General features: G+C 61.3%; 10 protein-coding genes and 4 tRNA genes. 3 read left to right on the forward strand and 11 right to left on the reverse strand.

The annotated features are described in order from the left end of the window. Positions 1-117 precede the first annotated feature (117 nt). Positions 118-1,008, forward strand: a complete 891-nt coding sequence (locus MOQ67_RS21760; protein WP_017847706.1) for a LysR family transcriptional regulator — start codon at positions 118-120, stop codon at positions 1,006-1,008. A 66-nt stretch (positions 1,009-1,074) separates the two neighbouring features. Beyond that, entirely contained in the window at positions 1,075-4,353 is a 3,279-nt protein-coding gene (locus MOQ67_RS21765; protein ID WP_198718473.1) for an EAL domain-containing protein, read from the forward strand. A 3-nt stretch (positions 4,354-4,356) separates the two neighbouring features. Here the strand turns inward: MOQ67_RS21765 and MOQ67_RS21770 are convergent, their stop codons facing one another. Together MOQ67_RS21770 and MOQ67_RS21775 are read right to left on the reverse strand one after the other, a co-directional pair. After that, complete coding sequence (locus MOQ67_RS21770) at positions 4,357-5,637, reverse strand: hypothetical protein (RefSeq protein WP_102618924.1); 1,281 nt, start codon at positions 5,635-5,637, stop codon at positions 4,357-4,359. Between the two features lie 107 nt (positions 5,638-5,744). Then, positions 5,745-6,635: a hypothetical protein gene (locus MOQ67_RS21775; protein WP_057005687.1), complete on the reverse strand. Its 891-nt coding sequence runs from the start codon at positions 6,633-6,635 to the stop codon at positions 5,745-5,747. Between the two features lie 302 nt (positions 6,636-6,937). Between MOQ67_RS21775 and MOQ67_RS21780 the strand changes: the two genes are divergently transcribed. After that, entirely contained in the window at positions 6,938-7,324 is a 387-nt protein-coding gene (locus MOQ67_RS21780; RefSeq protein ID WP_198718472.1) for a hypothetical protein, read from the forward strand. An 886-nt stretch (positions 7,325-8,210) separates the two neighbouring features. On the opposite strand, the gene MOQ67_RS21785 is transcribed toward MOQ67_RS21780, so the two are convergent. The 9 genes from MOQ67_RS21785 to gltX all read right to left on the reverse strand — a co-directional run bounded on the left by MOQ67_RS21785 (position 8,211) and on the right by gltX (position 13,414). Then, on the reverse strand, positions 8,211-9,176 hold the full coding sequence (locus MOQ67_RS21785) for a tRNA dihydrouridine synthase (protein WP_198717840.1): 966 nt from the start codon (positions 9,174-9,176) through the stop codon (positions 8,211-8,213). 55 nt (positions 9,177-9,231) lie between these two features. Continuing rightward, a complete protein-coding gene (locus MOQ67_RS21790) occupies positions 9,232-9,666 on the reverse strand; it encodes an acyl-CoA thioesterase (protein WP_017847711.1) in 435 nt (144 codons plus the stop codon). A gap of 38 nt (positions 9,667-9,704) precedes the next feature. After that, a complete protein-coding gene (locus tag MOQ67_RS21795) occupies positions 9,705-10,538 on the reverse strand; it encodes an alpha/beta hydrolase (RefSeq protein WP_017847712.1) in 834 nt (277 codons plus the stop codon). A gap of 14 nt (positions 10,539-10,552) precedes the next feature. After that, positions 10,553-11,092: a TetR/AcrR family transcriptional regulator gene (locus tag MOQ67_RS21800; RefSeq protein WP_017847713.1), complete on the reverse strand. Its 540-nt coding sequence runs from the start codon at positions 11,090-11,092 to the stop codon at positions 10,553-10,555. Between the two features lie 184 nt (positions 11,093-11,276). Continuing rightward, positions 11,277-11,352, reverse strand: a tRNA-Glu gene (locus tag MOQ67_RS21805). A gap of 78 nt (positions 11,353-11,430) precedes the next feature. Further along, positions 11,431-11,506 (reverse strand) — tRNA-Ala (locus MOQ67_RS21810). A 50-nt stretch (positions 11,507-11,556) separates the two neighbouring features. Further along, positions 11,557-11,632: transfer RNA gene (locus MOQ67_RS21815), tRNA-Glu, on the reverse strand. A 77-nt stretch (positions 11,633-11,709) separates the two neighbouring features. Then, positions 11,710-11,785 (reverse strand) — tRNA-Ala (locus MOQ67_RS21820). Between the two features lie 147 nt (positions 11,786-11,932). Beyond that, positions 11,933-13,414 (reverse strand): glutamate--tRNA ligase, encoded by a 1,482-nt coding sequence (gltX, locus tag MOQ67_RS21825; RefSeq protein ID WP_017847714.1) that lies wholly within the window; start codon positions 13,412-13,414, stop codon positions 11,933-11,935. Between the last annotated feature and the right edge of the window lie 182 nt (positions 13,415-13,596).

Raw genomic sequence — 13,596 nt, forward strand, 5'->3', positions numbered from 1 at the left:
CCCCGGGTCTTGAGACATTCAATAACCCTTTGGCTTGTGAGGCTGATGGTATGGCGCTACATTAAATAACTCAAATTCATATTTTTTATGCTTTGGATTACCAACTGGAATACCACAATGGACCTGGCCAACCTCAATGCTTTTATTGCCATCGCCGAGACCGGCAGCTTCTCCGGCGCCGGCGAGCGCCTGCACCTGACCCAACCGGCCATCAGCAAACGCATTGCCGGCCTCGAGCAACAACTGAAGGTGCGCCTGTTCGATCGCCTGGGCCGTGAAGTCGGCTTGACCGAAGCCGGGCGCGCCCTGCTGCCGCGCGCCTATCAGATTCTCAACGTCCTGGACGACACCCGGCGCGCCCTCACCAACCTCACCGGTGAAGTCAGCGGGCGCCTCACATTGGCCACCAGCCACCACATCGGCCTGCATCGCCTGCCGCCGATCCTGCGCACCTTTACCCGGCAATACCCCAATGTGGCGCTGGATATTCAGTTTCTCGACTCGGAAGTGGCCTACGAAGAGATCCTGCATGGCCGCGCCGAAGTGGCGGTGATCACCCTGGCGCCCGAGCCGCACAACCTGGTGCGCGCCACCCCGGTGTGGGACGACCCGCTGGATTTCGTGGTGGCGCCGGAGCACAGCCTGACCCGCAACGGCTCGGTCACCCTGGCGGACATCGCCGGGCACCCGGCGGTTTTCCCCGGCGGCAACACCTTTACCCATCACATTGTCAGCCGCCTGTTCGAGGCCCAGGGCCTCACGCCGAACATCGCGATGAGCACGAACTATCTGGAAACCATCAAAATGATGGTGTCCATCGGCTTGGCGTGGAGCGTATTACCGCGCACCATGCTCGACGATCAGGTGACAAGTATCGCTTTGCCGGGCATACAACTCAGTCGCCAGCTAGGCTATATCGTGCATACCGAAAGGACGCTGTCGAACGCTGCGCGGGCTTTTATGAGCCTATTGGATGCACAGGTCGAGCTGCCAGGGACACCGGCATGAAGCTGTGCGGCCTCAAGGCCTGAATAAAACCGCGCCGAACGCCCATCGAGCCAAGGCTTTTTGATAATGCGCAATCCCGTCGACCCTATGCCACCCCTGCCCCGCATTTACGCCCTGGACCCTGAAGAGGCGGAACAAAGCTGGGACAGCGCCCCGCAACTGCTGGCAGCGCTTAACGCTGCACGGCTGGGTGCATGGTGCTGGGAAATCGATACCGGGCGTATCAGTTGGTCACGGGGCACCCAGGCGCTGTTCGGCTTCGACCCGCGCCAACCGTTGCCCAAGGATCTGGAGTACCTGGACCTGCTCGCGCCGCAAGACCGCGCCCGGGTGATACGCGCGTTTCACGCGGTGCTGGCCGGCGAGCCATTCGAGCAGGCCATGCACCACCACATCCAGTGGCCGGATGGCAGCCAGCACTGGCTGGAAATCAACGGCAGCCTGGCGCCGGACAAAGCCGGCCGGCGCCGCATGATCGGGGTGATCCGCGAGACTACCCGCCAGCGCGAGCGGGAACACGCCCTCAGCCACTCCGAAAAGCGCTTCGCCACGCTGTTTCACCTGTGCCCGAACATGGTCCTGCTCACCCGCCAGTCCGACGGCTTGATCAGCGAAGCCAACCAGTATTTCCAGATCCTCTTCGGCTGGCCGGTCGCCGACGCCATCAGTCGCACCACCCTGGACCTCGGCCTGTGGCTCCACCCTGAACAGCGTGCGCAGTTGGTCAGGGCCACCCAGCGCAAGGGCGAACCCATCACCATGGAAGTGCAATTCTGTGCCAGCAACGGGCAGATCCACGATGGCACGCTCTGCGCGCAGAAGGTCGAGCTGGACGGCGAGGCCTACCTGATCAGCACCTTTCTCGACACCACCGAGCGCAAAAACGCCGAGCAAGCCTTGAAAGACAGCCAGGAGCGCCTGGACCTGGCCCTGGACTCCGCGCAATTGGGCACCTGGGACTGGCACATTCCCACCGGCATGCTCTACGGCTCGGCCCGCGCCGCCCAACTGCACGGCCTGCCGGCGGAAGCGTTCCATGAATCGTTCGAGGCGTTTTTCGAGGGCATGCCCAAGGAAGAGCGCGAGAGTATGCGCAACGCCTATCGCACCCTGCGCGAAGGCCCGGCCGGCAACTATCAGCTGACTTACCGTGTACAACTGGAAGACGGCAGCCCGCGCTACCTGGAAAGCCGAGCACGCCTGTACCGCGACGAAAAAGGCGCGCCACTGCGCATGGCCGGCACCCTGCTGGACATCACCGACCAGGTCGAGCGCGAACAACGCCTGAGCGCCTCCGAAGAAAAATTCGCCAGCCTGTTCCAGGCCAGCCCCGACCCGATCTGCGTCACCCGCCTGGACAACGGCGAGTTCATCGAGATCAACCCCGCGTTCACCCAGACCTTTGGCTGGACGGCCGCCGAAGTGATCAACATGAGCGCCGAACAGATCGGCCTGTGGGACGAGTCGAGCCAGCGCCTGCAACGCATCGAACAGGTGATTCGCGACCAGGCGCTGAACAACGTGGCGATCATCGCGCACCACAAAAGCGGCCAGGCCCTGACCTGCGTGATTTCCAGCCGGATGATCAAGGTCGGCGACCAGCCGTGCATCGTCACCACCCTGCGCGACATTACCCAGCAGCAACGCTCCGAGGCCGCGCTGAAGGCCAGCGAAGAAAAATTCGCCAAAGCCTTCCATTCCAGCCCCGACGCGATTTCCATTACCGAACACGACACCGGCCGCTATGTGGAGGTGAACGACGGGTTCTGCCGCTTGACCGGTTTTCGTGCCGAAGATGTCATCGGCCTGACGCTGTACCAGGTCGGCATCTGGGCCGATGAAAACCAGCGCGCGGTGCTGCTGGCCGAACTGCAACTCAAAGGCCGTATCCGCCATTTGGAAATGCTCTGGCACAACAAGCGCGGCGATGTGCTGGCGGTGGAGGTTTCAGTCGAGCCGATCACCCTCAACGAAACCCCTTGCCTGTTGCTGACCGCGCGGGATGTGAGCCTGTTGAAAAACGCCCAGGCGCAGATCCGCCACCTGGCCTACCACGACCCGCTGACCAACCTGCCCAACCGCGCACTGCTGATGGACCGCCTGAGCCAGCAGATCGCCCTGCTCAAGCGCCATAACCTGCGCGGTGCATTGCTGTTTCTCGACCTCGACCACTTCAAGCACATCAATGATTCCCTCGGTCACCCGGTGGGCGACACCGTGCTGAAAATCGTCACCGCGCGCCTCGAAGCCAGCGTGCGTATGGAAGATACCGTGGCGCGCCTGGGCGGCGATGAGTTCGTGGTGCTGCTCAGCGGCCTGGATGGCACGCGCACCGAAGTCAGCGCCCAGGTTCAGGAACTGGCCGACACCCTGCGTGAATTGCTCTCCGAACCGATGTTCCTCGACGGCCAACGCCTGCAAGTCACGCCGAGCATCGGTGTGGCGCTGATCCCCGATCATGGCTCGACCCCGGCCGACCTGCTCAAACGTGCCGACATCGCGCTGTACCGCGCCAAGGATTCGGGGCGCAACGCCACGCAGATGTTCCACAACAGCATGCAGAAAACCGCCAGCGAACGCCTGCGCATGGAAACCGACCTGCGCCTGGCCCTGTCACGCGGCGAATTCAGCGTGCATTACCAACCCCAGGTGGACGCGCGCGGCAATAAGATCGTCGGCGCCGAGGCCCTGGTGCGCTGGCAGCATCCGCAACTGGGCGCGCAGGCGCCGTCCGAATTCATCAAAGTGCTGGAAGACAGCGGCCTGATCCTCGAAGTCGGTACCTGGATACTCGACGAAGCGTGCGCCGCCTTCGAGCAATTGATCAAAGAAGGCAAGGTGGACCCGCTGAATTTCAGCCTGTGCGTGAACATCAGCCCCCGGCAGTTCCGCCAGAACGACTTTGTCGAACGCGTCGAGCGCAGCCTCAAGCAGCATTCACTGCCCTACTGCCTGCTGAAACTGGAAATCACCGAAGGCATCGTGATCCAGAACCTGGATGACACCATCAGCAAAATGCGTCGCCTGAAAAAACTCGGTGTGAGTTTTGCGATGGACGACTTCGGCACCGGTTACTCATCGCTCACCTACCTCAAGCGCTTGCCGGTGGATACGCTGAAGATCGACCAGTCCTTCGTGCGCGATGCCACCCACGACCCCAACGACGCCGAAATCATCCGCGCCATTGTGGCCATGGCGCGCAGCTTGAACCTGGGGGTGATCGCCGAAGGCGTTGAAACCCCGGAGCAACTGGCGTTCCTGCAAAAGCTGGGCTGCCACTTGTTCCAGGGTTATTTGCACAGCCGGCCCTTACCGATAGAAGGGTTCAGGCTCTTGCTGGATTGAGGCTCAGACCAGCTTCAGGGCCCGGAACCCCGAACTCATCCAGCGCGATGAGGCCAGGTCGTGCTTTTTTCCATAGAAATCCAGCGCCCCATCGATCACCGCCACCGAATGCCAGTTGTCTGCCAGGGTGCCGATCGCCCCGTTGGCCAACTCTGCGACCGTGCTTTCACGCACGTAGCCAAACAACCCCAGGCGGCGCAGCGCTTCGCCAGGGTACTCGCCATCGTTGAGGGTTTGCAGAGCCGTCGTGTAACTCTGGCGGGCACGAAAATCGTTGTTCTCGATCTGCGCGCGCTTGGCACTGACTGCGTACAAAAAGTGCGCGGCATTCAGCAACTGTCGATTATTGCCATGAAAGTTCGACTCGGCGGCAGCCTGGCGCACTTCCTCGTGGGTCAGTTGCAACCGGAAGGCATCTCGCATGACCACGTCAAACCCCGTCGGCGTGATGTGAACCTGCTTATAGATCGCCCTCGGGTCTTGCCCGAACCGGATCATCGCCGCCTTGATCGCCGAGACCGTGACGCAATTGCCTTCGACCCCCTGGTAAAACCCGCTCCAGATGTCCGCGGGCCGGACGCTCGCGACCACAGGGGCGGCGCCGCGATTGCTCGGCGGCGGCAGTTGATCATCGAACAAGACATACCCATAGCCCCGATCGGCCGTTCGTGGTGTCCCGCCATCATGCCTGACCCCCTCGCGCACCAGCGCCGACCCGCGGTTATGGGTCTCCAGCACCCCTACCGCGCCCTTGCCCGCCATATCGCTCACCGGGACGAACTGCGACAGGCCGAACACCCCCATGCCTTGCAGACAACGCTGGGTGGTCTCGCCCTCGAGCGTCTTCGCCAAGGCGGCTTCGAACGTGGCATAGCCCCCGGTCAGTTGCTTGCGTTTGACAAAGGCGGCAAACATGAAATTGGCATCCTTTACCACGCCGCTGTCCGCCCCCGTGAAGCGGGAAGCCTGCGACGCCTGCTGCAACTCCTGGCGGGACAGGTGCAGCTTGAACTCATCCTTCATCGTGACGTCGTACCCATCGCCCGAGGGTAGCAACTCGTTAAACATCGCGGCTGGACGCTGACCGAACGTCATCATCATCAACTTGATCACCGCCGCGTGGCTGCTGCAATCAAAACTCTCGCCGAAGCGCCGCTCGCTCGCGTGGAATGCTGAAGCGATATCAGCCGGCCTTTCACCTGCGGGTTTCACCGGAAATACGGGAGAAGCCCCGCGCTGCTGGGCCGTTTCGATCATCGAACGGCTAGCTGTGGAGATATACATGCACTGGGTTCCTGACGCTTGTAAAAAATAAGCAGCCGAACGGGCAGCCAGGTTTGGGCTGACTGCCCCGTTCGCAGCCCTTCAATTCAACGGATTCACCAATAGGGCTATGGCACCAGAGCTATGGCATCGCCGTGCGTGGGCGCTTTTCCCTGTCGCCCCCATAGCTCTTCGCGACCGTTGATGACCGCCACCGAATGCCGGGCCCGATTGCACATGCCCAACTGCCCCTTGGCGAGCTCACGCACGGGGACCCTCTTCATGTGCTTGCTCAGCCCCAGCCGCTTCAACCCCTCCCCCGGCCCTCGCTCATCCTCGCCATCATTCAGGCTGCGGATCGCCGCACCGAAACTGCGTGCCGCCCTGCCATCGTTGTTTTCGTCCTGGGCACGCTTGGCGCTGATCGCGAAAAGAAATTGCGCGTCTTTGAGCATCTCTTTGTCAGCCCCGACAAATTTTGCCCCACGCGCACCTTCGGCGAGCTCCCGGTCCGTCAGGTTGACGGTTACGTCATCGCGCATGACCACGTGATAACCACGCTCGGTTTTTTTCACCTCCTTGAAAATATCCGTAGGGCTTTGGCCAAACTGGTACATCGCCGCCTTGATGGCCGATACCGTCACGCAGTTGCCATCCGGCCCTTGGCGAAATCCGCTCCAGATATTGTCGGGCTTCGCGCCGTTGCGCTTCTTCGAAAGGCCCGCGATCATCGCCGCAGGCTCGGGTTTTGGCGGCGCCGGCGCAGGCACCACAGGCGTAGTGACCTCCGGCCGCGATGGGGATATTCCCGGCAGCGGCTTCTCTTTGTTATCAGAGACCAAGTTAATCAGCTGAGTTAAAAACGAAGTAAACAGCGTCATTAACTTATCGAGCGGCTCTGAATTATTCGCCACGCCATGAGTGTTTTCCCGCACGTGCTCCAGTACCCCCTGGCTCGCCGGAGACGGCACACTCAAGAAACCGCTTAATTGCGCAAACTGTTCATTTTTTGCTTTCATGGAATCGACAGGAAGTACCTGACGAACATCCACAACACGCGCAATATTATTAATTGAACAACATGACATACGGGCCTCCACTTGCAGGCACTTCCCGGAACATCAGTCCCAAAGAAGTGCACATCCAGTTCAATACGTATAAAGGAAGTTGCTGACGTCAGGCTCTGAATGCAGGCCGGCGGCTGGTCCGCCAGTCGCGCATATCAGATTGACGTTCAGCCGGGCCGGGACTGGTTATATCCGGGGTAGGCGTATCTGGTTGTGGTTGCGGCTGTGGTTGTGGCTGTGGTTGTGGCTGTGGCGTGATCGCCGGTACTTCCGGGGTGGCCGGTCGCGGCTTGACCTCAAGCGCATGCACACCCGGCTTGGGTGCCGGCATGACCTCCGGCGTAGGTGTGTGCTTGTGCGTAGGCGTAGGCGTGGGCGTAGGCGTAGGCGCGGGCGTAGGCATGGGCGTAGGCGTGGGCGCAGGCGTGTGCGTGTGCGTAGGCATGGGCGTAGGCATGGGCGTAGGCATGGGCGTAGGCATGGGCGTAGGCGTGTGCGTAGGCATGGGCATAGGCGTGTGCGTGTGCACAGGCACCACTTCAACCTTGCGAGCGGCTTCCGGCATCGGCATGACGCGAGGTAAAACCGCTGCCGCATTCGGCTTCGTTTCGCCGCTCAGCGCCTTCGTATCGGGGCAATGACAATGACCGACGTTAACGTTCACTTGCACCTGATTGTCGGCATCCTTGATCACGGAGGCAGTGGATTGATGCATGTGGGGTGACACCGGAAGAGCCGGCTGGCCTCGCCGATCAGCCGTCAATGCGAGGTGTCCAGGCTTCTCCGGCAGCTTGCTCGCATCCACTGGAATGGCGGGCGTTTTATCCGCCCCAGGCAACATGCCGGACACCATGTTCCGCCCCGAAAACATCTCACGCACGGTTTTGACAACCTGCTCCAGCATGTCAAGCAAGCGTGCAAGCCCGCCTGTCTCGATTGTCATGTTGCTGTTCGAAACCTTGAAAGGGTCATGAGGCACGCCAGGGTGAGCCACAGTCGTATTGGCCCCCAATGTGCCGGTTTGCGTGAAGGTTTTCGACATGGATGGCGACAACCGCTCCATGGATGTTGTATCGCCGTTGAACAAAGGTGAATGATTAATCGATAGCGACATCAGTAAGTTCCTTATTGGCACGGCCCGGCTCGGTTAATCAGCGGGGCAGGCGAGAGTTTTTTATCGACTGGAAACAACCCTTGCTGCTTCACAGTCGATACTTTCGTGGAATACGAGGCTATCGAGTTCCAGAAATCGCGACTCATATAAGGAAACCAAATCAAACTTTCGGACTTTTCCCCCTGTTAATTTTTAAAAGACCGCAAACCAAGTAGCCTTAGCCAGATCCGACTGGACACACACGCTAATAAACCACCCTCGGGGCAACTTACCGACACAACCCCAAAACCTGCACAGCATCCGGCTGTGTTATTTCGCCCCGACTTCCTCGCGCCAAAACGCAAAATGCCCCGCATCTTTCGATACGGGGCATTTTCTTCAAACAAACGAGCGGCGCATTCAAGCGCAACGGGTCACCCCTCAGACACGGCAGGATGGGCCATCCCCAACAATCGGCTCACCTGCTCCAAATCCGTCTCCCGCCGCATGGCGGTGAACAGCTCGACGGCCTCCGGGTAATTGCGCGTCAGCATCGCCAACCACTGCTTCAGCCGGCCGGGCGCCTGGCGTTCGGTCAGTTGGGCCACCGACTGGGTCCAGAAGTCCTGGAGCATCGGCTGCATCTGCGCCCAGGTCATTGCCACGACGTCTTCGCCGGCGCGTGCCGCCGCGATCTGCCGCGCAAGATCCGGACGCGCAACCAGCCCGCGACCCAGCATGATGTCTTCGGCGCCGCTGACTTCGCGGCAACGCTTCCAGTCTTCGACGCTCCAGATATCGCCATTGGCGAACACTGGCACCTTGACCACATCCTGCACGCGTGGAATCCACTCCCAGTGAGCCGGCGGTTTGTAGCCATCGGTCTTGGTCCGCGCATGCACGACGATATGCGCCGCGCCGCCCTCGGCCAGCGCCGTCGCGCATACCAGCGCGCCATCCGGGCTGTCGAAGCCCAGGCGCATCTTGGCGGTCACCGGGATATGCGCCGGCACTGCGCGACGCACATGCTCGACGATGCGGTTGAGCAGCTCCGGCTCCTTGAGCAGCACCGCGCCGCCACGGGACTTGTTGACGGTCTTGGCCGGGCAGCCGAAATTCAGGTCGATCACCTCGGAGCCCAACTCGCAGGCCAGGGCCGCGTTCTCTGCCAGGCACACCGGGTCGGAACCGAGCAACTGCACACGCAGCGGCACGCCAGCGGCGGTGTGGGCACCGTGCAGCAGTTCGGGGGCGAGCTTGTGGAAATAGGCCGGGGTGAGCAGGCGGTCGTTGACGCGGATGAACTCGGTCACGCACCAGTCAATACCGCCCACGCGGGTCAACACGTCCCGCAGGATGTTGTCGACCAACCCCTCCATGGGCGCCAAAGCAATTTGCATGGAAAACACTCAACAAAAATCGTGGCGCAGTTTACTGGGTTTCCCGCCGCGACCGTTAACCCCCTGTCAGGGCGGCGCCGTAGCCGTCGAGAAACTCCGCCGGCATGCGCTTGGGCTTGCCACTGGACAGTTCGATGCAGACAAAGGTGGTTTGTGCGCGCAGCAGGGTCGCGCCGTCGCGAGGGCGTACCAGCTGGAAACGCCGGGTCATTTTCAGGCGCTGGTCCCAGTCGACGATCCAGGTCGCCAGTTGCAGCTCGTCGCCTTCATAGGCGGCCGCCAGGTAGTCGATCTCATGGCGCACCACCGCCATGGCGCGGTCCAGTCGCCGGTACTCGGTGAGGTCCAGCCCCAGGCGCTGGGAATGGCGCCAGGCGCAACGTTCCAGCCAGGACACGTACACCGCGTTATTGGCATGCCCCAGGCCGTCGATGTCCTCAGCGACGACCTGCAGATCGATGATAAACGGCGTTGCCAAATCCCAGCCCATACCTTGCTCCTGTCGATTGATGTCGGCAGGGCAGTGTATCAGGCAGTTTGGCGCGCCTGTAAACGGCAGCCCGCCAGCAGCGCCAGCACCGCCTCGACGACCCGCGGATCGGCCAGCACGCGCTGGTGCCCGCCCTGCTCCAGGCGCAACAGGCGGCTGTCAAACCAGGCGTCGTGGATGACCTGGGAAGCGCTGACCGGCACGAAGGTATCGTCTTCGGCATGCACGATCAGGCCGGGGAGGTCCATCTGGTAATGGGCCACGTCCAAGTGCTTGAGCGGCATGCCCAGGGTCAGCTCGACTTCCTGGATAAACGCTGAGCGCGCCCGCGACGGCAAACCGACCATCCCGGCAAACCCGCCGAGCACATCAAGGAAGCGCGACGGCGCGGCAATGCTCACCAGCGCTTCGGTACGCAGCCCCAATTGCACCGCCAGCATCGCACTGGCGCCGCCCATGGAGTGGCCGACCACCGCATGCAACGGCGGCAGCTCGGCCGCCGCTTCAAGCATCGCGCGGGCAAACAGCAGTACGTGGGCTTCACGCCCCGGCGAACGGCCATGGGCCGGGCCATCGAGAGCGAATACCGAATAGCCGTTCTGCACCAGCGCAGTGATCAGGCTGGCGAACTGGGTGGGCCGGCCTTCCCAACCGTGCATCAGCAGCACCGCCGGGCCCTGGCCCCAGCGCAACGCCGACAGGCCGAAACGCAAGGTGACGCGCTCGGCGTGCGCCAGCAGCGGCAACTCCCAATCCCGCGGCGGCAGATCCCGCGGGGTCATGAAGACCCGCCGCATGCTGTTGGCCACCGTGTGCGGCGCCAGGCGCCCCAAGGTGCCGTTGACGCCACGAATCCAGGTCAATGCGCCCATTTTTATAACCCCTCTTAACGTATGGCCGACTTGGCGGCACGCAACACACGATCGGACAATTCACCCGGCCCCAGGGCACGCGCCAATGCCAGCCCACCGACCATCAAGGCCATGTCCGCCAGGGCCTTGTCAGTGTCTTCCGGGTTGGCGGCCAGTTGTGCGGCCATCAGTTCCACATGTTCGTTAAGGACATCGCGAAAGGCGTCCGGCAGGCGGCCCATCTCGCCCACGGTTGCCGGAATCGGGCAAGCCTTGGCCGTGGAGTCGCGGTGCTTGCGCGACAGGTAGAACGCCGCAACCAGGGCACGGCGCTCTTCGCCGGTGAGTTGGGCATCCATGTCGTCGATCGATGCACGGCGCTGGGCCAGCAATTGGCTGAAGGCTTCCAGCATCAGCGCATCCTTGCTTTCAAAGTGCGCGTAGAAGCCGCCGACAGTCAGCCCCGCCGCCCCCATGACCTCGCCAACGCTCGGCTCGGCCGGGCCACGCTGGACCAACGCGGCGCTAGCGGCCTGCAGGATACGTTCGCGGGTTTGCGCTTTTTTATCGCTCATCGTGTGCCTCCGACTCTCATGGGTTAAATATTATAACCATAATAATATTTCGCAAGCGAGCGGCACGACCATTGGTCAGAAGCCCGGAGGGGCAAGGGAAGGGAGAATTGGCCAAACGCCAGACAAACAAAAGGGCCATTCAATAATTGAATGACCCTTAAAAATCCCGCAGAGCGGGTAATCGTGGCGTCCCCTAGGGGACTCGAACCCCTGTTACCGCCGTGAAAGGGCGGTGTCCTAGGCCACTAGACGAAGGGGACACAAACCTTCTATACAACTGATCAGGCTGAGACTGATCGATCCAAGGGCGGCGTGGCCAAAACCTTGAACCTGTAAATTGGTGGAGCTAAACGGGATCGAACCGTTGACCTCTTGCATGCCATGCAAGCGCTCTCCCAGCTGAGCTATAGCCCCGGATTTTTCGCCTCGCGGCGCAGCAGACCTTGCGAACTGCTTGTTGAAACTGGCGTCCCCTAGGGGACTCGAACCCCTGTTACCGCCGTGAAAGGGCGGTGTCCTAGGCCACTAGACGAAGGGGACAAAACCTTCTGTACAACCTGATCAAGCTAGGCCTGATCGATTCAAGGACGGTGTGGCCAGACCTTGAACCTGTAAATTGGTGGAGCTAAACGGGATCGAACCGTTGACCTCTTGCATGCCATGCAAGCGCTCTCCCAGCTGAGCTATAGCCCCTCATCGGTGAGGACGGGGCGAATCTTAATGGCGCTTTGGGAACGTGTCAAATTTATTTTCAACAATTTCCAAAATTTTTTGCCGGGATAACAATCACTTACCAACCAAACCCCGAAAAACCGGGGTTTGGCCGCCACAAGCGCTGACTCAGGCGATCGCGCCCAGCAGCTTCTCCCACTCTTTGTTTTCTTTCTTCGACACACCACCAAGCAAATCAAGGGCTTGGCGCAGACGGAAACGCGTAAGGTCCGGGCCGAGAATTTCCATCGCGTCGAGTACCGACACCGAACTGGCCTGCCCGGTGATCGCGGCAAACATCAGCGGCATGGCATCGCGCAATTTCAGCTCGAGGGATTCGACCACGGCCTGGATCGTCGCGGTGATGGCGTCCTTCTCCCACTGGCGCAGGCTTTCGAGCTTCCACAGGATCAGTTGCATCAACTGGCGCACCTGATCGGCGGAGAGTTTCTTCGACTCAAACAGTTTGACGTCCGGGTTCACGCCACCGGCGAAGAAGAAACTGGCCAACGGTGCGACCTGGCTGAACGTCTCCACCCTGCCCTGCACCAGCGGCGCGATCTTCATCATGTACTCGGGGTTCAACGCCCACTGCTGCACGCGGCTGGCGAACTCTTCCACCGGCAGGTCACGCAGCCACTGGCCATTGAGCCACGACAGCTTCTCGATATCGAAGATCGGCCCGCCCAGCGACACGCGGGACAGGTCGAAGTTATCGACCATTTCCTGCAGCGAGAACTTCTCGCGCTCGTCCGGCATCGACCAACCCATGCGGCCCAGGTAGTTGAGCATCGCTTCGGGCATGAAGCCCATGCGCTCGTAGAAGGTCACCGAGGTCGGGTTCTTGCGCTTGGACAGCTTGCTCTTGTCCGGGTTGCGCAGCAGCGGCATGTAGCACAGCTGCGGTTGTTCCCAGCCGAAGTACTCGTAGAGCAGGATCAGCTTCGGCGCCGAGGGCAGCCATTCTTCCCCACGCAGCACATGGGTGATGCCCATCAGGTGGTCATCGACCACGTTGGCCAGGAAGTACGTCGGCAGGCCGTCGGTCTTCATCAACACTTGCATGTCCATGCGGTCCCACGGGATCTCGACGTCGCCGCGCAACATGTCCGGCACCACGCACACGCCTTCGCTCGGCACCTTCATGCGGATCACATGGGGCTCGCCGGCGGCCAGGCGCGCGGCCACTTCTTCTTTCGACAGCAGCAGCGCGCGGCCATCGTAGCGCGGGGTTTCGCCACGAGCCTGTTGTTCGGCGCGCATCTGGTCCAGTTCTTCGGCGGTGCAGAAGCAGGGGAACGCATGGCCCATGTCGACCAACTGCTGGGTGTACTGCTTGTAGATGTCGCTGCGCTCGCTCTGGCGATACGGGCCGTGCGGGCCGCCGACGTCCGGGCCTTCCGACCAGGTGATGCCCAACCAGCGCAGGGCATCGAAAATCTGCTGTTCGGACTCGCGGGTCGAACGCAGTTGATCGGTGTCTTCGATCCGCAGGATGAATTCACCGCCGTGCTGCTTGGCAAAGCAGTAGTTGAACAAGGCGATGTAGGCAGTGCCGACGTGGGGGTCCCCGGTAGGCGATGGCGCGATGCGCGTGCGGACGGTGGTCATGGCTGGTCTCGAATGGGCGATATAACTGAAATTGAAACAAGGGGCGAATGGTAACAGCCATGGGCACTTAGGCTCCAGCGTCCTCCGTACCGAGCATGGCATATAGGCCAAGTTTGAGCCTGGAGACTCGCCGTAGCTATTTGCCAGCTGGCTGGCTGGTTATATTCCATTACCTCTTGTTA

The organism is Pseudomonas sp. LY-1 (assembly GCF_053502595.1).